Annotated in this window: 19 protein-coding genes, 1 tRNA gene and 1 pseudogene; 7 read left to right on the forward strand and 14 right to left on the reverse strand. The window is 70.0% G+C overall.

Features of this window, described 5'->3' with window-relative positions:
- Positions 1–351: 351 nt before the first annotated feature.
- The 4 genes from ACFVSN_RS34230 to ACFVSN_RS34245 form a co-directional block, all read right to left on the reverse strand.
- A complete protein-coding gene (locus tag ACFVSN_RS34230; RefSeq protein ID WP_387957415.1) occupies positions 352–939 on the reverse strand; it encodes a DUF4276 family protein in 588 nt (195 codons plus the stop codon).
- Positions 936–2,117, reverse strand: coding sequence for an AAA family ATPase (locus ACFVSN_RS34235; RefSeq protein WP_380769255.1), 1,182 nt, complete (start codon positions 2,115–2,117; stop codon positions 936–938). The genes ACFVSN_RS34230 and ACFVSN_RS34235 overlap by 4 nt, the downstream gene beginning before the upstream one ends.
- A 279-nt stretch (positions 2,118–2,396) precedes the next feature.
- Positions 2,397–3,215 carry a class I SAM-dependent methyltransferase gene (locus tag ACFVSN_RS34240; protein ID WP_387957417.1) on the reverse strand — a complete coding sequence of 273 codons (819 nt, stop codon included), beginning with the start codon at positions 3,213–3,215 and terminating at the stop codon, positions 2,397–2,399.
- Entirely contained in the window at positions 3,212–4,525 is a 1,314-nt protein-coding gene (locus ACFVSN_RS34245; protein ID WP_387957419.1) for a helix-turn-helix transcriptional regulator, read from the reverse strand. The genes ACFVSN_RS34240 and ACFVSN_RS34245 overlap by 4 nt, the downstream gene beginning before the upstream one ends.
- 203 nt (positions 4,526–4,728) lie before the next feature.
- On the opposite strand from ACFVSN_RS34245, the gene ACFVSN_RS34250 reads away from it, so the two are divergent.
- The gene (locus ACFVSN_RS34250) at positions 4,729–5,223 is read left to right on the forward strand and encodes an ATP-binding protein (protein ID WP_387957421.1); all 495 of its coding nucleotides are present in this window, start codon (positions 4,729–4,731) and stop codon (positions 5,221–5,223) included.
- A gap of 683 nt (positions 5,224–5,906) precedes the next feature.
- Here the strand turns inward: ACFVSN_RS34250 and ACFVSN_RS34255 are convergent.
- Together ACFVSN_RS34255 and ACFVSN_RS34260 are read right to left on the reverse strand one after the other, a co-directional pair.
- Positions 5,907–7,208, reverse strand: coding sequence for a DUF3631 domain-containing protein (locus ACFVSN_RS34255; protein ID WP_387957423.1), 1,302 nt, complete (start codon positions 7,206–7,208; stop codon positions 5,907–5,909).
- A 299-nt stretch (positions 7,209–7,507) separates the two neighbouring features.
- Positions 7,508–7,723: a hypothetical protein gene (locus tag ACFVSN_RS34260; RefSeq protein WP_387957435.1), complete on the reverse strand. Its 216-nt coding sequence runs from the start codon at positions 7,721–7,723 to the stop codon at positions 7,508–7,510.
- A gap of 127 nt (positions 7,724–7,850) precedes the next feature.
- Between ACFVSN_RS34260 and ACFVSN_RS34265 the strand changes: the two genes are divergently transcribed.
- Both ACFVSN_RS34265 and xerC read left to right on the forward strand, forming a co-directional pair.
- Positions 7,851–8,474: a helix-turn-helix domain-containing protein gene (locus ACFVSN_RS34265; protein ID WP_387957426.1), complete on the forward strand. Its 624-nt coding sequence runs from the start codon at positions 7,851–7,853 to the stop codon at positions 8,472–8,474.
- Positions 8,471–9,979 (forward strand): annotated as a pseudogene (xerC, locus tag ACFVSN_RS34270) (tyrosine recombinase XerC); the annotation flags it as partial. The gene ACFVSN_RS34265 and the pseudogene xerC, both read left to right, overlap by 4 nt.
- A 141-nt stretch (positions 9,980–10,120) precedes the next feature.
- On the opposite strand, the gene ACFVSN_RS34275 reads toward xerC, so the two are convergent.
- Positions 10,121–10,194 (reverse strand) — tRNA-Thr (locus ACFVSN_RS34275).
- Between the two features lie 283 nt (positions 10,195–10,477).
- Here ACFVSN_RS34275 and ACFVSN_RS34280 point away from each other — a divergent pair.
- The 3 genes from ACFVSN_RS34280 to ACFVSN_RS34290 all read left to right on the forward strand — a co-directional run bounded on the left by ACFVSN_RS34280 (position 10,478) and on the right by ACFVSN_RS34290 (position 13,114).
- A complete protein-coding gene (locus ACFVSN_RS34280; protein ID WP_380442446.1) occupies positions 10,478–11,569 on the forward strand; it encodes an ABC transporter ATP-binding protein in 1,092 nt (363 codons plus the stop codon).
- 183 nt (positions 11,570–11,752) lie between these two features.
- Positions 11,753–12,199, forward strand: a complete 447-nt coding sequence (locus ACFVSN_RS34285; protein WP_380442448.1) for a hypothetical protein — start codon at positions 11,753–11,755, stop codon at positions 12,197–12,199.
- A 114-nt stretch (positions 12,200–12,313) separates the two neighbouring features.
- Entirely contained in the window at positions 12,314–13,114 is an 801-nt protein-coding gene (locus ACFVSN_RS34290; protein WP_387957428.1) for an NDP-sugar synthase, read from the forward strand.
- Between the two features lie 103 nt (positions 13,115–13,217).
- On the opposite strand, the gene ACFVSN_RS34295 is transcribed toward ACFVSN_RS34290, so the two are convergent.
- The 7 genes from ACFVSN_RS34295 to ACFVSN_RS34325 all read right to left on the reverse strand — a co-directional run bounded on the left by ACFVSN_RS34295 (position 13,218) and on the right by ACFVSN_RS34325 (position 20,335).
- Positions 13,218–14,897 (reverse strand): DoxX family membrane protein, encoded by a 1,680-nt coding sequence (locus tag ACFVSN_RS34295; RefSeq protein ID WP_380447078.1) that lies wholly within the window; start codon positions 14,895–14,897, stop codon positions 13,218–13,220.
- A 244-nt stretch (positions 14,898–15,141) separates the two neighbouring features.
- Positions 15,142–16,134, reverse strand: coding sequence for a 23S rRNA (guanosine(2251)-2'-O)-methyltransferase RlmB (rlmB, locus tag ACFVSN_RS34300; protein ID WP_380447080.1), 993 nt, complete (start codon positions 16,132–16,134; stop codon positions 15,142–15,144).
- 135 nt (positions 16,135–16,269) lie between these two features.
- The gene (gene cysS, locus ACFVSN_RS34305) at positions 16,270–17,664 is read right to left on the reverse strand and encodes a cysteine--tRNA ligase (protein ID WP_380447082.1); all 1,395 of its coding nucleotides are present in this window, start codon (positions 17,662–17,664) and stop codon (positions 16,270–16,272) included.
- A gap of 90 nt (positions 17,665–17,754) precedes the next feature.
- Positions 17,755–18,150: a PPOX class F420-dependent oxidoreductase gene (locus tag ACFVSN_RS34310; RefSeq protein WP_380447084.1), complete on the reverse strand. Its 396-nt coding sequence runs from the start codon at positions 18,148–18,150 to the stop codon at positions 17,755–17,757.
- Between the two features lie 158 nt (positions 18,151–18,308).
- Complete coding sequence (ispF, locus tag ACFVSN_RS34315) at positions 18,309–18,854, reverse strand: 2-C-methyl-D-erythritol 2,4-cyclodiphosphate synthase (protein WP_387598199.1); 546 nt, start codon at positions 18,852–18,854, stop codon at positions 18,309–18,311.
- Positions 18,844–19,599: a 2-C-methyl-D-erythritol 4-phosphate cytidylyltransferase gene (gene ispD, locus ACFVSN_RS34320; protein ID WP_380447116.1), complete on the reverse strand. Its 756-nt coding sequence runs from the start codon at positions 19,597–19,599 to the stop codon at positions 18,844–18,846. The genes ispF and ispD overlap by 11 nt, the downstream gene beginning before the upstream one ends.
- 253 nt (positions 19,600–19,852) lie before the next feature.
- Positions 19,853–20,335, reverse strand: a complete 483-nt coding sequence (locus ACFVSN_RS34325; protein ID WP_030244332.1) for a CarD family transcriptional regulator — start codon at positions 20,333–20,335, stop codon at positions 19,853–19,855.
- A 477-nt stretch (positions 20,336–20,812) separates the two neighbouring features.
- Between ACFVSN_RS34325 and ACFVSN_RS34330 the strand changes: the two genes are divergently transcribed.
- On the forward strand, positions 20,813–21,526 hold the full coding sequence (locus ACFVSN_RS34330; protein WP_380447088.1) for a DUF461 domain-containing protein: 714 nt from the start codon (positions 20,813–20,815) through the stop codon (positions 21,524–21,526).
- The last annotated feature ends 175 nt before the right edge of the window (positions 21,527–21,701 follow it).

Below are 21,701 nucleotides of genomic sequence, written 5' to 3' on the forward strand. Positions count from 1 at the left end.
AGCCCGACCGGATGCACCCCGGCGGACTGGCCCTCCACACGCAGAGCCCCCTGTCGGGTTCGAACCGACGACCCCCGCTTTACAAGACGAAACCGGATCATGACGGGGCGTGACGCCTGATGCTGCGTGGCGCTGAACCTGCAGGTCAGCGCCACGCAGCAGGTTCCCTAGTCCATGCTGCAACGGCTTTCTGCCACCGCGTCCGCTCACGCGGCGCTCACGCCGGAGGGCCGCATAGCTTTTCCGTCGCCCACCACGAGTCACCCCGGCGCCCCGCCTCCGGTCAGTCGTCGCCGTAACGCCCCCACATCGAACAGGCAGAAATTCCCCGCACGCCACGTCGGCATCCGATTAACTGGTGAGCTTCTCAACTGCATGCATCATTCGCCTGAATGACCGACTATTCTTCGCCGCCACATCCAGATCAATCAAGGATGAGAATTTCGCTTGATGGAGAGTCTCTTTGTACGACTCGTTCATCATCAGCTCCAGCTGCTTCTTGGCGTTCCTCTTCGATTCTGGATTGGGTGGCGAAGTCGCGTCGCTGCGGACAGATGAGTGGCGGCGAAGAGACTCTGCAGCTGCTAGGAACCACGCCTCATATTCATGAAACGCAATCACAACTTCTACCGGAACTGAAAATGCGCCCAACTCAGGGGATATCTGGCGAGCTAGCTCTACGGGGCATTGCACGTCATCGTCATCCCCGTCGCGAACAATTAGCACTCCGCCGGCTCTACCCCGAACGCGAACCTCCTGAAGGCGCACCGCCTTGTCCAACTCTTCGCGCTTGCGCATTTTTCCAGAGTCGAGCCGAAAGGGCTGTGCGACTTCAATGAATATCCCGAGCTTTTCGCCGATTCGAGTGATCAGTTGCCGCACGGCCGCAACCTCGCCATGGCCTTCAACGATCGGGGCTATGATTGGAGAGTAATTCACTGGGATGCCGCCGGAAGAAGTTGGTCGTTGCGAAGCAGTTCGCCAGGGGTGTATAGGTGTTCGCGTAGCGCCACAGCGCCCGCTTCATCCAACTCGCCAATGTGAGTCTCGCCACCAATAGATCGCACCGCGCGAATCTCTTCCAGGCTGAAGTCATTCCGATCTAGCAGATCGGGGCTATGGCTGGTCACAATCACTTGACGACGCTCAGATGCATCGCGGAGCGCATCAAGAAGCACGCCTGCAGCAGCAGGGTGAAGCGCACTCTCTGGTTCCTCAATTCCAACCGTACTGAGAGTGGATCCGGTTCCAGCAAACAAAGATACGAGGACTCCAAGCGCGCGGAGCGTACCATCAGAGACTGATTGCGCCTGAAATCTCCACGCGTTCTTCGCCCCCGGGACATCTTGGCTAAATACAAGGGTTTCCCAGTTGCCCAGCTCGGAACGGGATACACCTTGGATACCGGGGACAATGTTCTGCAGATAGCTCTCAATACGCGCCTTGTCTGCAGAACCCTGATCACTGCGCTCTAGCCTATGCAGCACGCTGGCAATATTAGCCCCATCGCGGTGGAGGAAATCTCCGGCATCCGGCGTCTGAGGCTGGCGTATCACATCAGGATTCAAACTGAAAACGCTAATCCCAGCCAGTCCGTCAAATACAGGCCGGAAAGAGTCAAGCCCTGCCGCAGACACCAGATATAGGCGCTGCTCGCTTACTGGCGGCATGACAGGTTCGCTCTGCTCGGCCAGAACGCCATTCTCGACCCTAAAGTACGCCTCAACAGGAAGCGGGCTGTCCTCGGATGGGAGCTGATTCCAGACCCTGCAATACTCCTTCGAGATTCGGAAGCCTCCACCCTTGACCGCACCTACCTCAAACCCATACTCCCCAGAGAATGCAGGGCTCTCAAATGAAAGGTCGATCGAGAAATGCGTCGGGTGACCCGTGGATCGCCGTCGGACTTCTGCCACCCCGCCACGCGTACGGAGCGCTTGGTCGAGGGACGTTTGCAGCGACTCGGACACAAGGCGTAGGGCATCCAAGAAGTTGCTTTTGCCAGAACCGTTGGGGCCCACGAGCAGCAGGAGCCGACCCAACTGCACGTTGGCCGAAGCGATGCTCCTGTAGTGCCGTAGCCGGACGCGGGTCAACAAGAAGTAGTTGTGCTGCATGAGATCAGTCTGGCATCGCATCGGTGGGATCTTCGAGACCCTAGCCGCTACTGCTTAGCACTCGTAACACGATCTTGCTGATCGTTTGCTGATGCGCACGGCTGCTGTGACGCCCCGTCTGTTCGCGATGGCATGAGCAGGAGCACTGGCTCATGGGTGCCGAGCTGTGGGCCCCGGCCGAGCGCTTGTCGCCAGCCCGGCCGAAACGTGCCTGGCCCTCCTCACCTGCGTCTGCTGATGGCAGCACTCGTATACGGACGAGCAGTCTCGACGGCGTGGTCACAAGCGACAGACCAGGAGCCCACCGAGGCATTCGATCTTGAACAGCCCGTCCCTCCTGATCACGGCAGTAACGATCTCTTCAGCCCGGCTGACGGTCTCGTGGAACGGGACACCGGCTTGGTCGGCCCACGCCTCATAGGAGGCGAGGTGGGCCACGATTGGTGAGGGGTCGGTGAGCTCGATGGTGCCGGGCAGGTTCCGGACTCGGATGTCCTTGAACGCCGTCCTGAGGTAGCCGGAGGCCTTCTCCAGTGAGAAGCGGGAGCTGAGAGAGACCCGTGCCGGCCCCTCGGGAACCCCGAGGACGTCGCCGGCGGCTCGGGCCCAAAGTTGATCCAGATCCTGTTTGTCAGTTTCGCTGTTGGTCGAGGCGATGAGCACGCCGCCAGGCCGGAGGACGCGGGCCAGTTCCTTGATCGTGGCCTCGATGTCGCTGACGTGGTACAGCATGTGCAGGGCCAACACGGCGTCGGCGCTGTTGTCGGCGAACGGCAGGGCCTGTGCGTCGGCCACCAGGACTGGCTTCTCGATGTCGGCGAGGATGCCCGCTGAGATGTCCATCCCGACGACCTGTAGGTCCGGCCGGTCCTTGTGCAGGCGGCTGACGAACTTGCCGTTGCCGCAGCCGACGTCGAGGACGATCCCGCGTGTACTGGCCAGCTCTTCGACGACGATCCCAGGCAGGTCGTACTGCGGCTGCTGCCACCGATAGATCGACTGCCGGGCGGCCAGGTGGCGCCCGTCGGCATAGGCGCTGTTTGCGAGGATCGCCTTGTCGGTGACTGCGGCGTCCTGCTGTGCGGTGTTGCTCGTCACTGTGGCAGCTCCGGAGGGTTCGTGAGTGCGGGTCGAGAGCAGGCTTCTCTGACATTCTCACGGAGACTCAGGACGATCGGGGAGCCTGCGTAGGCGGGCTCGGCGAGACGAGTGCTCAGCGCCCGAAGGCGGCTGGAGATGCTCGCTGTTCGCCGGTCCGGTGCGGCGTTCAGCACCACCGAGAGCTTCTCCTGTACGCCGTCGAGGTCACCGTGGGCGAGGTGGGCGTTGGCGAGGTCAAGGCGGGCGGCCAGCAGGTCACCGGAGGACTGTTCCTGCTGCGGTGCGGACTCGTACAGGGCGATGGCCCTGGAGGACGCCTCGATGGCGCGGTTCACATGTGGCCGGGTGCCCAGGGCGAGGAGCGCGGTGCCGGCGTAGGTCCACTGCTTGGCCTCGGGAAACGTGAATACGCCGGGAAGATCCACGGCGGCTACAGTGCTCCGCGCCGCCTCGGCAGCTTCCACGGCCCGTAGCGCGCTCGCGCTGTCGCCGAGCGCGGCGGTGGCCCGTGCTTCAAGGCTGAGCAGACGAGCTGCGATCGTCCCGCTGTCCGCGTACGGCAATCCGGCTCTGGCCAGCTCGGCGGCCTGGCGATGGTCCTGCTGCCAGTAGGCGATCAGGGACTGGACGGATCGGATCCAGGCCCGAAGACCGTTGTGGCCAGCTGACTCCGCACAGCGCCAGGCCGTTCGCGAATGGGTAGCCGCAGCTGCGTACTGGCCGAGGTCAAGGGCGACATGGGTGGCCAAGCCACAGAGGCGTCCGGCCTGGAGGTAAAGATGGCCTGTCTGGTAGGGGTGTTGGCGGCCTCGGAGTAAGTCGAACACTCCTCGCCGGAGGGTTCCGATGTCGTGGAAGAGCTCGGATACAGGCTTGCTCACGTAGTCCCCTGCCAGCCTCGCGATGTCCGCGTCGATCTGTTCAAGCAGCGTGTCGTCCACGTTGGACGCGCTCGCGAAGCGAAGGAAGAGTGCGGACTCTGCCGAGTCGGCTGCCACGGCCACTACGAGATCGATGTCGCGTTCCGTGCGCCGAGCAGGCACGGGAGGCGAGGCCTTGCCGACGCTGCTGGATTGTGGAACTGCTTCGGCGGCTGCAGGGGGTGCTGCCAGCAAGTCGGCCAACTGGTCGACCGAGAGTTCCAGGACGCGGGCGAGCTTCGGCCGCATCCAGGGCTGCGGGGCTCCCCTGCCGCTCTCCCATCGCCCCACCGTCGTACGGTCCACATCGAGGGCTTCAGCCAGGGATTCCTGGGTGTGGCCAACCGCCTCCCTGCGCTGGATCAGCCGGGACCTCCTGGATGCCATTCCGCGTCCTCCAGAGGTGCGTCAGTTCGCCTGCAGCCGTAACAGGCCAGGTCATGCCCGGGTTTGCAGCACGGATGCCTCGTTGTCGCCTCAATTCTGCTCTGGTTCACCCGCGTTGGAGACGGTTCTGTAGATACCTGCCGGGTGAATCCCGGCGCGAATCGGCCCGCTGCCGACCTCGTCCCGGTGAAAGGTCCGCGCTCATGTCCGTCGCCACCCGCCAAGTCATCACCCCCGCCCCGTTCGGCTTTCGCGTGCCGCCCAGTGCCGAGGCCGTGCCGGACGCCCGGCGGCGGGTGATACGGACCGTGCGCGGTTGGGGCCTGCCGCTGGCGGAGGACGCGCTCCGCGATGTCGAGTTGCTGTCCAGCGAGCTGATCACCAACGCCGTGTCCCACACCCACGCCCCGTGCGTCGTGTGCGTGTCCTGGGACGGTGAACGGCTGCGCGTTGAGGTGACGGACGTCGGCCACGAGCTTCCGGCTGTCGGCGGGATCGATCTCGACGCCACCGACGGGCGAGGGCTGTTCCTGGTGGCAGCGCTCGCGACGAACTGGGGTGCCGAGCCGGACCCCGCCGGCAAGCGGATCTGGTTCGAGGTCGGCACCACCGCCGCCGTCTCGGGCGACGAGCGACTCACCGCGCTGGTGAGGGCCGCGGCCCCGAAGGCACGGGACGTCGTCCCGACCAGTACCTGACAAGACTTCCTCCCGCCCCGACGCGGGCTTGGGGGATGCGGGTGGCCGCGCTGATCAACAGCTACGCGGCAAGAACACCTGAGGTTCCTTGCCAACGGCTTGCCCTGGCAACGGATCCATCGCTGCACCCACGACAGGGCTGGGCAGTCGGCCCGCCCCATGAAACCGAAGGAGTGCTTCATGCCCGAGAACCTGACGACCGGCACTGAGCTGGAGGGCGACGGCCTGCTGGTCGCCCGTACGAAGGTCGCCGCGGCCCGCTCGGACGTGCTGCTCGTCCGACCGCGCGGCCGGACGAGCAGCAGGAGGCCCCGGCCGCTGGCTGCGCGTCCTCGTGCGGGCATCAGCTGGGCCAGCTCCGCCGTGGGGCGCGGGCGCGGGCAAAGGACTCCTTACCCCACAACTTGCTCCGGCTGGCCGGGGCTTGGGGTAAGCAGTGCTTACCCCACAACTTGCTCCGCCTGCGGTTTAGCTCAGCCCTCCGTCGTGGCCTAGAGCTGGTGGCCGTGAGCTCGGCCATGGTGATCTTCTGGCCGCCGAGATGGCGTTGCAGTCGTCCCACTCGTTGCATGGCTGGTCAGGGTGGTACGGGTAGTGATCCAGGGACGGTAGGACTCGTTGCGGGGAACCGACCCGTCCCCGCCCTGAGCTGGGCGGGGACGGGTGGTACGGGTGGTGGTGGGTCAGGTGCCGGTAGCGGGTTGCTCGACGGGCTCCGGGCAGTAGCGGCTCCAGGGGTCGACGAAGCTGTTGCGGGTGAAGCCCTTGCGCTGGGTGTCGCGGTCGAAGCGGATGTTCGCTGAGCCGATGCCGTAGTCCTTGAGCAGGAGCTGTAGGCCGCGCGCCGTCAGGCCGTTGATGCCGTGCTCGGCCCAGGGTGCCTCGCTGTCGGCGTTCAGGGCGGTCAGGAGTTGCTCGGTGGACAAGGCGTCCGGGTTGCCGCCTGCGGCGAAGACGCGTCGGATGTCGGCCAGGATCCTGGTCTTCAGGCCGCCGTCCTCGTCCTGGCCGGACTCGTGCGCGGTCATGGCGCGGCAGGCCGCTCGGGCGCGGGCGGGCCAGTCGCCACCGGCGAGGTCGGCGACCGACACCAGGGGCTCCCAGGTGTCGGCCGCGCGGTCCTCGACCGGCATCGGCGGCTCCATGTCGGCAGCCGTGTCGGTCAGCGGCGCCAACCAGACTCGGAGGCCGTTGCGGTTGCTGTGCAGGGCTGGGGTGTCGCGCTTGGAGCGGAACGCGGCGACCTGCTCCCCCGGTGCGCGGCGGCGCATGCGGATGACCACCGAGCGGTCCATGATCGTGTCCGGGAGGTCTCCGATACCGGCCAGGGCCGCCATGGCGAAGGTGGGGAACTTCATCGGCTTGTGGTCTGGCCCGGATACTCGCAAGGTGGGCCGGTTGCGCTGGTGACCGGCGTTGAGCAGGCCGCGCAGGTCCTCGTTCTTCTCCGCGGCCTTGATGCTGCCGAACAGGGTGTCTGCCTCGTCCACCAGCAAGGTCGGCGGCTTGTCCGTGATCGACCGGAAGATTGCGGCCGGTGTGGCGTTGACCGTGATCAGCGGGTCGTGGACCGTCTCGGTGATCACATCGAGCAGCCGCGACTTCCCGCACCGCTTGGCCGGGCCGATCACCGCCAGACGCGGGGCGTGCTGCCACGCGGGCTGCAAGTGCGTAGCGGCCACCCACAGGGTCACCGCGTCCAGCGCGTGGGCGGACGGCAGGATGACGAACCGGGCGATGGCTGACCGTAGTTCGGACAGCAGTTCCGCGCCTGGGGTGGGCGGGCTGACCGGACTGACCGGGTCAGTGACCGGCTCGGTGGCGACCCGGTCGGTCAGGGCACCGGGTTCCCGGTCAGTCAGGTCGGTCAGTACGTTGTTCTGACCGACCGCCGGCCGATAGTGACCGGGTTGACCGGGGATGGCGACGGCGGGCCAGCCCTCTGCCGGGTCTCCCGACGCAGGCTGGTGGGAAGTAGAGTTCACGGTGAAGCTCCTCGCTGGTGCGCACGACCTCGACCGTCGCGCCGCCACCGGTTGAACTGATTCGCTGATCTGGGGACTTCATCCGGCCCTCGGTGTTGGTAGCACCGAGGGCCGTCGCGTTCCCGGCCCGTCGACCCGCCGAGCCGACTTGGCTCAACTCGCAGGCGGGTAGAGTGGGTTGCGCCGGTTTGCGACCGGCGGGCGACGCGACGATACGACCGCCCTGGCGGAAGATCCACTGCTCCAACGGCAGTCCTCTCACGGCAGACAAGCTCGTGATTCGACCTGCAGCCTTGTCGTCATGCAGCCGCACCGTCCGGCGCGACGTCGATGCCCAGCAGCCGCAGGAGGTCTGTGGTGATCACCCGGTACTTCTTGCCCAACCGCAGCACGCGGCACGGGTAGGCGTCCCGCCTCGCCAGCTCGTAGCCCTTGCTGCGGCCAAGGCCGATGGCGCGGTTGGCGGTGTCCAGGTCGATGGCGGCCGGCAACGCGAGCAATTCCGCCCGGCTCATGCCCGTGAGCTCCTGGTTACCCGTCTCAGTTCGCACAGCTGTCTCCATTCACAGGGGGCGAGCCCCGGTCGGCGGCCCCGGGAAGTCCGGGATCGAGGAGCAGCTTGCACCGCAATAAAGTGTTGATATGACACACAACGAAGTGGAATCTTGGTCGGCGCAGGTCACGAGAACCGTGATCGCCGAGGTTCGCAGGTGCCGGAAGGAGCTGGGTATGACCGCGCAGGACCTGGCCGACGCCTGTGACGAGCTGGGCCACCCCATCCCGCGCAACGTCATCGCGAACTGGGAGTCCGGGCGTCGGCTGACCCTCACCGTCCCGGAGCTGCTCGTGCTCGCCAAGGCAGTCGACACGCCGCCGGCCGCCCTGGTCTTCCCGCTCGGCGGGAGCACCAACGTGGACTGCCTCCCGCACGAGAGCCGAGACCCGTGGACGGCGTTCAGCTGGTTCACCGGCGAGGACCTGGACTTCGGCGACGCGGCCGTGTTTCGCGAGTACGCGGGCGTCGAGCACCGCATCCGGACCGGGCACCACGACGCCTGGCAGCTCCAGTTCTCCGGCGCGAGGGAGGACTGGCCGCACGGCGCCGAAGCCAAGCTCGGCCGCCTTGTGAAGGCCGTTCGCTCGGAGCTCGTACCGATCCGACACCGCATGCGCGAGCTGGGGCTGAATCCCCCTCCGCTCCCCGGCCACCTCGCATTCCTCGACACCGACCACAAGGACGACCAGATGAAGGAGGGAACACCGTGAAGGGCTCCACCTACCACCGCTGCTACTGCCGGGACGCCGATACCGGCAAGCCGCTCGGCAAGGCCTGCCCGAAGCTCGGCAGCCGCAAGCACGGCTCCTATGCAGTACGCCAGGAGCTGCCCAACCGCCTGGACGGTTCGCGCCGGTCCTTCAACCGCTCCGGTTACGAGTCCCGCAAGGCTGCCCAGGCCGATCTCGACCAGGTTCGCGAGCTGCTGCACATCCCGGACTCGGACGACCCCGAAGGCCTCGCACAGATAGCCGATCTGCTGGAGAAGGTCGCTCACGAGAAGGCCCCCGTGCCCGATGTCGAGGAGACCAGGCGCCGGCTCGCATCCGGGCAGGACCTACAGAACCGGCTCACCGTCGGCGAGTGGCTCGACCAGTGGCTGGCGGGCAAGCGCGGCCGCCAGACCGCGATCAGCCGCGACGAGAGCAGCATCCGGCTCTACATCAAGCCGCGGATCGGCCACATCCGGCTCGACCGCCTCCGAGTCCGGCACCTGGAGGAGATGTTCGCGGCCATCGAGGAGGCGAACATCGAGATCGCCGAGGCGAACGCCCAGCGGCGAGCCGCCATCGACGAACTCGCCCAGATCCCCTGGAAGGGCCAGGAGTTCCGCGCGCAGCGCAAGGCTCTCAAGGCCGCCATCGCCGGCATGGAGCCGTTCCGGCGGACCGTCAGCGCATCGACCTGCCAGCGCATCCGCTCCACGCTCAGGGCCGGCCTTAACGCCGCGATCCGACGGCAGATCATCACCTTCAACCCGGCGTCCCACGTAGAGCTGGAGGCCGCCAAGCGACCGAAGCCGCTCGTGTGGACGGAGGAGCGGATCGAGCACTGGGAGCTCACCGGCGAGCAGCCGTCCCCAGTGATGGTCTGGACCCCGGAGCAGACGGGTCTGTTCCTCGACCAGGCCACCGAGGACCGCCTCTACGCGCTGTTCCACCTGATCACCTTCCGAGGGCTTCGGCGGGGCGAGGCGTGCGGCCAGCGGTGGGCCGACACCAACCTGAAGGCCGAGCTCCTCACCGTGGCCAAGCAGCTCGTCGTGGACGGCTGGGCGGTCTACGAGGACGATCCCAAGACCGACGCGGGCGCCCGCACCATCGCCCTCGACTCCGAGACGGTGTCCGTCCTGGAGGCGCATCGCGAGCGGCAGCGAGCGGACCGCGAGAGGTGGGGCGACGCCTGGGTCGAGACCGGCCGGGTCTTCACCAAGGAGAACGGCGAGTGGCTGCACCCGACCGCCGTGACCGACCGGTTCCGCGAACTCGCCGAGGAGGCCGGCCTCCCGCCGATCCGCCTGCACGACCTCCGCCACGGCGCGGCCACGCTCGCTCACGCGGCGGGCGCGGACCTGCACTCGATCAAGGAGATGCTCGGCCACTCCTCGATCGGCATCACCTCGGACACCTACACAACCCTGCTCCCCCAGGTCGACAGGGCAATCGCTGAGGCAGCCGCCAAGCTTGTCCCCCGGGCGAACAGGCCGCGCAAGGATGCCCAGTCCATGGCCAACGCGAAGACGATCAGGCCATCCGCTCACGCATCGCTCACGCAAACGGCCTCGGACGACTCGTCCGAGGCCGGCGATGAAGCCCCCAGAAGGCCAAACCTGCAGCTCATCCGAGGTGGAAACGAGAGCCCCCTGTCGGGTTCGAACCGACGACCCCCGCTTTACAAGAGCGGTGCTCTGGCCAGCTGAGCTAAGGAGGCACGGTGGCCGTCCGCGACGGATCACGGCGGCACCGGGGGCAGTCTACCGGGCGCGGGTGGCGGGGTGGGGGGATATCCGGGGGTTGGCGGCCGGGGCGGGCGTGATGGAAACGATGCGGAAATCGGGCCGGAGGGGGGCTGACAAGCGGCGGGGGCGCAGGTAGCGTCGCCGGGAGCCGGTTCGTGTAGTGGTCCAGACCACTCGGCGGGTCGGTGAGACGAACGAAACCCCCCTTTACTCGGATCGTCCGGCACGTTCCTGCCGGTGAAGGAGAGCTCAACCATGGCTTCTGTCACGTACGACCAGGCGACCCGCGTCTACCCGGGGGCGGACAAGCCCTCCGTGGACGCGCTGGACCTGGAGATCGCAGACGGCGAATTCCTCGTGCTGGTCGGCCCCTCGGGCTGCGGCAAGTCGACCAGCCTGCGCATGCTGGCCGGTCTGGAGGACGTCAACAGCGGCGCGATCCGGATCGGCGACCGGGACGTCACCCACCTCCCGCCGAAGGACCGGGACATCGCGATGGTGTTCCAGAACTACGCGCTCTACCCGCACATGACCGTCGCGGAGAACATGGGCTTCGCGCTCAAGATCGCCGGCGTCAACAAGGCCGAGATCCGCACCAAGGTCGAGGAGGCCGCGAAGATCCTCGACCTCACCGAGTACCTGGACCGCAAGCCGAAGGCGCTGTCCGGCGGTCAGCGCCAGCGCGTCGCGATGGGCCGGGCGATCGTGCGCCAGCCGCAGGTCTTCCTGATGGACGAGCCGCTGTCGAACCTGGACGCCAAGCTGCGCGTCTCGACCCGCACCCAGATCGCCGGCCTGCAGCGCCGCCTGGGCATCACCACGGTGTACGTGACCCACGACCAGACCGAGGCGCTCACCATGGGCGACCGCGTCGCGGTGCTGAAGGGCGGCGTGCTCCAGCAGGTCGACACCCCGCGCAACATGTACGACAGGCCCGCCAACCTCTTCGTGGCCGGTTTCATCGGCTCGCCGGCCATGAACCTGGTCGAGGTGCCGCTGGTGGACGGCGGCGTGAAGTTCGGCGGCTCGGTGGTCAACATCTCGCGTGACGACCTGTCCGGCGCCGGCCTCGACAAGACCGTGACCGTCGGCATCCGCCCGGAGCACTTCGAGGTCGTCCCGGCCGGCGGCATCGAGGGCGTCGCGGTGACGGTCAACGTGGTCGAGGAGCTCGGCTCGGACGGCTTCGTCTACGGCACCACCAAGATCGGCGGCGAGGACAAGGACATCGTGGTCCGCGTGCACGGCCGGCAGATCCCGGCCCGCGGCGAGACGATCCACGTCGTGCCGATCGCCGACGAGACCCACGTGTTCTCCACCAGCACGGGTGCCCGCCTCAGCAGCTGAGCCGACGGCACTCCACCGGCACGGCGCAAGCGCGACACGAGCCCGTCGGACCGCCTCCCGGTCCGGCGGGCTCCGTCCGTACACCCCCGCGTCAACACGGTGACGGGACGAACCCGGACACGTCGTCACTCGATGGTGTAACGGAGGGCGATCCGGGGCGCACCCACCGCTACGCTCCTGAGCGTGAAGCAGCTTTTGCGCCGTATCGGCCAGACCGTCGCCCTCACCCTGCCCGTCGTCCTGGTGACCACCGGCACCCTCGCCGTGACCCGGGTCCCGTGGGCCCCGCCGACCGGGCTCGACCAGCAGGTCGTCGCGGCGTCCAGCAGCGACGGCGCGGGCATCGGACGCACCGCGGGCGCGGCCGGCAAGACTCCCGACGGGCTGGCGCCGCAGGACGCGCTGCGCGTCGCGATGCTGGACGAGCTGCGCGAGCACAGCCCGGCCGCCGCGCTGGACCTGCTGGAGCGCTCGATGCGCGAGCAGCCCGCCCTGACGCCGTACTGCACCTCGCTCGCCACCGAGCTGGGCCGGGCGACGGTGAAGAAGTACCAGGGCGACGTCCAGCGGGCCCGTTCGTTCGCCCGCCCGGTCTGCGACGGCTCGTTCGCGGCCGGCATCACGGGCTGACGCCTACCCGCCAGCCCGCCGGCCCACCGGCCCGCACGCCCAAGCACCTGAACGCGCACCCGCCGCCCCGGCAACCGCGGCTCCAACCCCCGTCCGCGCGCCTATTGTTCAGCCATGAGCGCTGACTCCGGCCCCGCCGCCGACCCCACGTCCCCGCAGGCCCCGCAGGCCCAGCCGCCGCGGCCGACCACGACGCCCGTCACGCAGGCCGTCATCCTGGCCGGCGGCCAGGGCTCCCGGCTGCGGCCCTACACGGACGACCGCCCGAAGCCGCTGGTCGAGATCCCGGGCACGGGCACGCCGATCCTCGGCCACCAGCTGGCGTGGCTCGCCGCCGAGGGGGTCACGGACGTCGTGGTGTCCTGCGGCCACCTGGCCGACGTGCTGCAGGAGTGGCTGGACAAGGCGGACCTGCCGCTGCTCGTGCGCACGGTCGTCGAGGAGGAGCCGCTCGGGCGCGGCGGCGGGCTCAAGTACGCGGCCAGGGCGCTGCCCCGCCCGGACGAGCCCTGGTACGCCACGAACGGCGACATCTGGACCCGCTTCAGCCTGCGCGACATGGCCGCCTTCCACCACGAGCGGGACGCCGTCGCGACGCTCGCCCTGGCCCGGCCGCGGATCCCGTGGGGCGCGGTGGAGACCGACCAGTTCGGCAACGTGCTGGACTTCATCGAGGCCCCGCCGTCGCCGTTCCTCATCAACGCGGGCCTGTACGTGTTCAGCCCGGAGTTCGCCGAGCTGCTGCCGGACGTGGGCGACCACGAGCGCACCACGTTCCCCCAACTCGCCCGCAGCAAGCGGCTGGCGGGCTACCAGCTGCCGCAGGGCGTGTACTGGCGCGCGATCGACACCGCGAAGGACCTCACGGAGGCCGCCAAGGAGCTCGCCGCCGGCGCGGGCCGCGCCCCCCAGTAACCCATGCGAGAAGACCCCCCGGTAACCCATGCGAGAAGGCGGTCGGCCGGGTGCTCCCCCACGGAGCACCCGGCCGACCGCCTCTCCCGGACGGACCACCCGGTCAGGTCGCCGTCGGCGTCCCCGGACGGCTGGAGTGGCCGCCGCCCGACAGGTCGGCCAGCGGGCCGCTGCCGAGCACCCCGCCCAGCAGGCCGGAGCCCGAACCCGAGCCGCTGGGGCTCGGCTTGGAGCCCGTGCCCGAACCGGCCGGGGCCGGCGTGGAGCGCTGGGCGGGCGTCCCGCCGGCCGGCTGCGCGGCGGCCGTGGGGGCCGACGCCGGGGCCGAACTCTGGCCGCCCTCGGCCTTGGTGGAGTGCTTGGCGCTCGGCGTCGGGGTGGCCGGGTGCGAGGCCGCGGGCGAGGACGCCGCGGCGGTCGGGCTGGCCGCCGGGGTGGCCGGGCGGGAGCCGGCCGGTGCGGGCTGCGTGGACGTGCCCTGGCCGCCCGCGGCGCCGGACGGGGAGCCGCTCGGCCAGACCGGCGTGCCGTAGTCGCCGGTCGGGCGGCCCGGGGCCTGGTGCGGCCGGGCGCTGGTGCGCACCGCCGCGCCGAGCATCGAGCCGAGCAGCAGGGTCAGGCCGACGACGAGCGTGGTGACCACGGTGCCCCGCCGCAGCACCCGGCGGCGCAGCGCCCCGGGCGCGCCCGAGCCGTACCGCCGCCAGGCCTCCAGGTTGAGCCGTCCGTCCAGCGAGGCGAACGGCGCCCCGGCGATCAGCAGCGGGCTCCACGCGGCCAGGAAGATCAGGTCGGGGGTGTCGTACACCGGGACGGCCCGCCAGCTGACCGTGAACAGCAGCGCCGCGGAGAGCAGCATCGCCGCGCCGGCCGCGAGCCGCTGCCACAGGCCGAGGATGGTCAGCACGCCGACCACGATCTCGGTGAACGACACCACCAGGCCGGAGCCGACGGGGTGTGCCATGGCGAAGGCGAGCAGCGGCTCGGCGACCTTCCACGGGTGCAGCGAGGCCAGCCAGCGCATCATCGAGCCGCGTTCGCCGCCGTCGAAGTACACCGGGTCGCAGAGCTTGCTGAACCCGGCGTAGACGGACAGCGAGCCGAGGACGGCGCGCAGCGGCAGGAGCACCAGGCCGAGGTCGACCCGCCGGCCGGGGTACCAGGGCTGCTTGCCCTCGGCGTCGGCGGCGGAGACCTCGGGCAGCTCGCCGCTCGGGGTCCAGCCCTGCGGCGCGCCGATCGGGCCGACGCCCGCGTCGGTCGCGGTGCCGGCGCCCTCGCGCGGCTGGCGCGGGACGGTCCGGGCGCCCGCGAGGCCCGGGATCACCTGGGTGTCGTCCTCGGCCAGGCCGACGCCGCCCGGGGAGCCGCTGAGCCGCACGGCTTCCAGGAGCTGGGTGGCCGCGAGGTCACCGGGGGGCGCCTGGCCGGTCCACGTGACGGCGGTGACCCGCCCCTTGCGGCGCGGCGCCCCGCCCCCGGCGGCCCCCGCCATCGCCGGGACGGCGGAGGCGGGCACGACCACCTGCGGGGTGACCAGCGGACGACGGATCAGGCCCTGGCTCGCGTAGGGGTCCCCGAACGCGGCGCCGGTGGAGAGCGCTCCGGCGGGGGCGTCGATCAGTGGCTCCACGGGGGCGCCGAGCCGGAGCCGGAAGCTGGCCTGGGTGCTGCTGAGGCGGGCCGGGTCCGACTCCACCTTGACGGTGTTGAGGCCCGGGTCCGCGTCTATCCCGGTACTGCCGCCGCCGAACAGGGGCCGCCGTTGTGTTCTGGTGTCCACGCCCGTCTAACCGGGTGACGGCCGCTTAGGACACTCTCCCGGGTGGATATCCGGCGTCCACTTGAAGTGATCATGAGAAAAGCGATCGGACCCGGTCGGGCCCGATCGCTTCTCACCCGGTTCACGGAGAATTCGGAAGATCTCCTGCGCGCCGGTCACGTCCTGTGCTCTGCGCAACCGGCGGCCGGCGGCTCAGCGCTCAGCGCTTGGCGCCTCAGCGCCTCAGCGCCTCAGCCCTCAACCCTCAGCGCTTGGCGCGCAGCCGCGCGGCCTCGTACAGCACGATGCCCGCCGCGACGCCGGCGTTCAGCGACTCCGTCAGGCCCGACATCGGGATCCGCACCCGGATGTCGCAGGTCTCCGAGACCAGCCGGGACAGGCCCTTGCCCTCGCTGCCCGCGACGACCACGACCGGGCCGGTCAGCACGTCCAGGTCGCCCAGCTCGGCCTCGCCGTCGGCGGCCAGGCCGACGACCATCAGGCCGGCCTTCTGGTAGGCCTCCAGGGTGCGGGTCAGGTTGGTGGCGCGGGCGACGGGCAGCCGGGCCGCGGCACCGGAGGAGGTCTTCCAGGCACCGGCGGTCATGCCGGCCGCGCGGCGCTCGGGGATGACCACGCCGTGGGCGCCGAAGGCGGCGGCGGAGCGGACGACGGCGCCGAGGTTGCGCGAGTCGGTGACACCGTCCAGCGCGATGATCAGCGCGTCCTGGCCGGCGTCGGAGGCGTCGACCAGGAGGTCGTCGGGGTGCGCGTACTCGTACGGCGGCACCTGGAGCACCAGGCCCTGGTGGTTCATCCCGCCGGTCATCTGGTCCAGCTGCGGGCGCGGGGCCTCCATCAGCGGGATGCCGCGGTCGTTGGCGGCCTGGAAGGCGTCGCGGACGCGGTCGTCGGTGTCGATGAACTGCTGGACGTACAGCGCGTTGGCCGGCACGTCGCCCTGCAGGGCCTCGACCACCGAGTTGCGGCCGAAGACCAGCTCGGCGCTGCCCGCGCCGCCGCGACCGCCGCGACCGGCACCGCCGGCCCGGCGCATGCCGGCGCGGGCCTTGGCGTCGCGCTCGCGCTTGACCGCGGCGTTGGCCGCGCGCTGCTTGGGGTGGCCCTTGCGCTCCTCGCCGGGCGGGGTCGGGCCCTTGCCCTGGAGCGCCTTCCGGCTGTGCCCGCCGGTCCCGACAGACGCGCCCTTCTTCGATCCGGGGTTGCGGCGGTTCCTGCGCTGGCTGTTGCCGGCCATGGCTGTACTTCCTGTCTGTCCGGCATGCCCGGCCGCCCCGCTCTGTCCGGCGGCGGCTGACGGCATGCGCTACGTCATGCGGGAGGGCCGCACCGGTCCGGCACGGCCCACCCTCACCCCGATCGTCAGATGGGGTTACTGGTTGTTGATCGTCCAGCGCGGGCCGGACGGGGTGTCCTCGATCGCCAGCCCGGCCAGGCCGAGCTGGTCGCGGATGGCATCCGCGGTGGCGTAGTCCTTGCGCTCGCGCGCGGCCTGCCGCTGGTCCAGGACCAGGCGGACCAGCGAGTCCACCACGCCGTGGAGGTCCTCGCCGCGCTCCGTCCCGGCCCACTGCGGGTCGAGCGGGTCGAGGCCCAGCACTCCGAGCATCGCACGGACCTCGGCCAGACGCGCCACCGCGTTCTCCTTGTCGTCCGCGTTCAGGGCGCTGTTGCCCTGGCGGACGGCGGTGTGCACGACGGCGAGGGCCTGCGGCACGCCCAGGTCGTCGTCCATCGCCTCGGCGAAGGCCGGCGGCACCTCGGGCGCCGCGTCGACCTTCCCGAAGCGCTCGACGGTGCGCTGGACGAAGCCCTCGATCCGGGCGAACCCGGCCTCGGCCTCGCGCAGCGACTCCTCGCTGTACTCGATCATCGAGCGGTAGTGCGGCGCGCCCAGGTAGTAGCGCAGCACGATCGGCCGCCAGCGCTGGACCATCTCGGAGACCAGCACCGAGTTGCCGAGCGACTTGCTCATCTTCTCGCCCGCCATGGTGACCCAGGCGTTGTGGACCCAGAAGTTGGCGAAGTCGTCGCCGTAGGCCTTGGACTGGGCGATCTCGTTCTCGTGGTGCGGGAAGATCAGGTCCAGCCCGCCGCCGTGGACGTCGAAGGCGGGGCCCAGGTACTTGTGGGCCATCGCCGAGCACTCCAGGTGCCAGCCCGGGCGGCCGCGGCCCCACGGGGTGTCCCAGCTCGGCTCGCCCGGCTTGGCGGACTTCCACATCGCGAAGTCGCGCGGGTCCCGCTTGCCGGTCTCGCCGTCGCCCTCGGGCTGGCGCAGGTCGGCCAGCTTCTGGTTGGACAGGGCGAGGTAGTCCGGGTACGAGCGCACGTCGAAGTAGACGTTGCCGTCGGCCGCGTAGGCGTGGCCCCTCGCGATCAGGCCCTGCATCATCTCGATCATCTCGGGGATGTGCCCGGTGGCCCGCGGCTCGACGGTCGGCGGCAGGCAGCCGAGGGCCGCGTAGCCGTCGTTGAAGGCGCGCTCGTTCTCGTAGGCGATCTGCCACCACGGGGTGCCGAGCTGGCGCTCCTTGGCGATCACCTTGTCGTCGATGTCGGTGACGTTCCGGGCGAACGTCACCTGGTAGCCGCGGTAGGCGAACCACCGCTGCATGATGTCGAAGTTGAGCCCGGACCGGATGTGCCCGATGTGTGGCGCCGACTGGACGGTAGCGCCGCACAGGTAGATCGAGACACAGCCCGGTACAAGCGGGACGAAGTCGCGTACCTGGCGGGTGCTGGTGTCGTACAGGCGAATGCTCACAGCGTCAAGCGTAGTGGGCACGAGGGGGTGCCCCGCCACATTCCCGGTCACATTCCCGGTGAACGGCGGGCCGGCGGACCCGGAGGAGGGTCAGATGTTGCCGACCACCTTGCGCGGGCTGAGCCGCACGACCACCCGGACGTCGTCCGGCCCGTCGAACTTGTAGACCTCCTCGCCGCGGTACTTGCCGGCGAGCTCGTCGATCAGCTCGCGGCCGCCCTCGGTGGTCATCGTGACCGAACCGCGCACCTCGAAGTACTCGTACGGGCTCTCCGGCGGGTTGACCACGAGCGTGATGCGCGGGTCCTTGACGAGGTTGAGGTGCTTGCGGCGGCCCTCGACGGTGGAGAACAGGACGTCCTCGCCGTCGCGCTTGACCCAGACCACGGAGGACTGCGGGCTGCCGTCCGGCTGGATCGTCGAGACCACGGCGAAGCTCTTGGCGTCGATCAGGGCCTTGGCACGGTCGGAGAGTTGCGAAGCCACGGGGGAACCTCTTCTCGTCGGCGGCTGGTACGGGCCCGGCACGCGGCACTGCGCGGCCTGCGCGGGCCCGCATCGCACACTATCGACTCGGGCCCCCGCACGGCCTGTTGAACACTCGTCAGGCCCGGGTTATTCCCGGCCCGCCGGACCCGCCGCGCTCAACGCCGCTCGTACACCAGGGCGGTGGCGATCGCGGCCAGGCCCTCGGCCCGGCCGGTGAGGCCGAGACCGTCGGTGGTGGTGCCGGAGACGGACACCGGCGCGCCGGCCGCCTCCGACAGCGCGGCCTGCGCCTCGGCCCGGCGCTTGCCGATCTTCGGCCGGACACCGATCACCTGGACCGAGACGTTGCCGATCTCGAAACCGGCCTCGCGCACCAGCCGGGCGGCCTCGCCGAGCAGCTTCACCCCGGACGCGCCGGCCCACTCGGGGCGGTCGGTGCCGAAATGGGCGCCCAGGTCGCCGATCCCGGCGGCCGAGAACAGCGCGTCGCACGCGGCGTGCGCGGCCACGTCGGCGTCCGAGTGCCCGGAGAGCCCGAACTCGGCGTCCGGCCACTCCAGTCCGGCCACCCACAGCGGGCGCCCGGCCTCGAAGGCGTGCACGTCGGTGCCGACGCCCACGCGGGGAACGACGGGAGCGGTCCGGTCGGCAGGCACCGGCCCAGCGGACACCGGCTCTGCGGACAGCGGCTCAGTAGGCATCGGCGGCCCTCCTGCGGGCGAGTACGGCCTCGGCGAGCACGAGGTCCAGCGGACGGGTGACCTTGAACGCCTCCTCGTGACCGGGCACCACGACGACCCGGCCGCCGAAGCGCTCCACCAGGCCCGCGTCGTCGGTCACCGGCGGCACGCCGGTGCCGCCCGCGGCCTCCTCGGCCAGCGCCTTGGCGTGCACCTCGGCCAGAGTGGCCCGGTCGAAGCCCTGCGGGGTCTGCACGGCGCGCAGGGTGGCGCGGTCGGGCGTGTCGAGCACGGGCTCGGGCCCGCCCGGGTTCGGCTCGACCCGCTTCACGGTGTCGGCCAGCGGCACCGCGGGCACCACCGCCACGGCCCCGGCGCGGACGGCGGCCGCGACCGCGTCCACCACCTCGACCGGGACGAGCGGGCGGGCCGCGTCGTGCACGAGGACGATCTCGACGTCCTCCGGGATCGCGGCCAGGCCGAGCCGGACGGACTCCTGGCGGGTCGCGCCGCCGGCCACCACGCGGATGTCCTTGCCGTCCAGCCCGTGGCTGTCCAGCAGGGCGACGACCTCCGCCACCCCGTCGGCCGGTGCGGCGACCACGACCAGGCCGACCGCCCGGCTGCGGGCCAGGGCCCGGACGGCGTGCACCAGGAGCGGCACACCGCCCAGTTCCCGCAGGGCCTTGGGGGCGCCGGGCCCGAGCCGCTCACCGCGTCCGGCGGCGGGCACCACTGCTGCTGCGACTGCTGCTGACGCGTTCAGGTTTCACTCCTTCGGCGAAGTGGGTATGGCCATGGCGTGCACGACGGGCGCACGGACCCCTTCCGAAGAACCACCCGGTCCGCGGCCCACACGATCCGCAGAAACGGTCTTGCAGGCCTGGACCGGCTCGGGCGGGAGGCGTCGTCCGGACACGCCTCAGCGCCCGAAGTACCAAAGCACCGCTTCCCGGATACCTCCGGGAGCGGCGCGCCGGCACCGGGCGCTGTGAGCGTTGGGCGGCAGCCCGACCGCACTACGAGGCGAGGACCTCGTCGAGCAGCGTCTCCGCCTTGTCCTCGTTGGTGTTCTCGGCCAGCGCGAGCTCGCTGACGAGGATCTGGCGCGCCTTGGCGAGCATGCGCTTCTCGCCGGCCGACAGGCCGCGCTCGCGCTCGCGGCGCCACAGGTCGCGCACGACCTCGGCGACCTTGATGACATCGCCCGAGGCGAGCTTCTCCAGGTTCGCCTTGTAGCGACGGGACCAGTTGGTCGGCTCTTCGGTGTACGGTGCGCGCAGCACCTCGAAGACCCGGTCCAGACCTTCCTGGCCGACCACATCGCGCACGCCGACGAACTCCGCGTTCTCGGCGGGCACGCGGAGCGTCAGGTCTCCCTGCTGCACCTTGAGCACCAGGTAGGTCTTGTCCACACCTTTGATCTGGCGAATTTCGATGGCCTCGATCAGCGCGGCCCCGTGATGGGGGTAGACCACCGTGTCGCCAACCTTGAACGTCATGTGACAGGACCCCTTCCGTGGCTTTCCAGAATAACACGCTTTTCGGCGCACCCGAAGGGCGTTTTCGCAGGTCAGGGCGGGTCTCGGGGCTTGACAAGCACCCCCATGACGTGCTGCGACCGGTGTTCGACAGCGGCTTCCCGCAGGTCGGAGGCGGTTCCGGCGCCCGGCGAAACGTGTCGCAACACTCCCGAAACCGTGATTGGATCTTGAGTTTTCGCCGTTTATCGGGCCGTTTCCGGATCGTTATTCGATCTTGGTCGAAGCTTGTCCGCGCGTCGCCGCCCGAAAACGGCCCCCGGGGGCACCGCCCGAACGGCGCGATCACGTGGCGCGGGCACGTCACATTGCGGCCGGACGGACCCGCATACCGCCCCGGGAGTGCGACACGGGGACCACCCCGTGAGGACCGCATAAGTGAGGTCGATAATCTGAGACCTGACCTACCGACACGTGACCTAGGGAGAAGCCGCCGCCGTGAGCCGCAGCCTTCGACGCGGCAGCATCGCCGCCCTCGCCGCCTTCGCCATCGCTTCGCTGTCCTCCTGCGCGGCCGGCAACCAGCCGGACACCCTGCAGATCAAGCCGGACAGCGCCGCGGCGACGCTCGGCACGAACGTCCGGTTGAACAACATCGTCGTCGTCACCGCGGCCAACACCTCGGGCGACTCGACCGGGCCCGCCAACGTGACGGTGAACATCAGCAACACCGGGGCCGACCCGGTCGAGCTGCAGTCCATCACCGTCGGCAGCGGTGCCGCCGCCACCTTCGCCGATGCCGCGGGCGCCCCGCTGAGCAGCATCGTCGTCCCGGCCGGCGGCGCCGTGCTGCTGGGCGGCGGCGGCAACCCGTCCGCCAGGCTCGCTTCCGTGGGCGTCAAGGTCGGCGGCATGGTGCCGACGACCTTCGCGTTCAAGGACGGCCAGAAGGTCGACGTCCAGGCCGGCGTGAGCCCGGCCAACGAGAAGGGCCTCTACGACGGCTTCGGCCCGACCGCCTCGCCGGTCGCCGTCCCGGGCAAGGGTGCCACCCCGGGCGTCACCCCGTCCGCCCCGGCCACCGGTGCCACCGGTGCCGCCACCCCGTCGGCGGGCACCACCCCGACCGCCCCGGTCGCCCCGGTCGCCGGCACCCCCACCGCCGGTGCCACGCCGTCCGGTGCGGCCACGCCGTCCGCCGGCACCCACTGACGCTCCACACGCTCCACACCGCCCCCGGCGGGCCCGCACGGGCCTGCCGGGGGCGACGCGAAGGCCCCCTCCGGCGAGTGGGCGGGCTCTAGCGATCCCCGCAACACCCTGAGTTCAGGGAGTTGCGGGGATCGTGGATTTTGAGGGCTTGAAGGCGAGGTTCTTCGAGGCGTTG

The sequence above is a fragment of the Kitasatospora sp. NPDC057904 genome (assembly GCF_042887925.1).
Taxonomy (GTDB): domain Bacteria; phylum Actinomycetota; class Actinomycetes; order Streptomycetales; family Streptomycetaceae; genus Kitasatospora.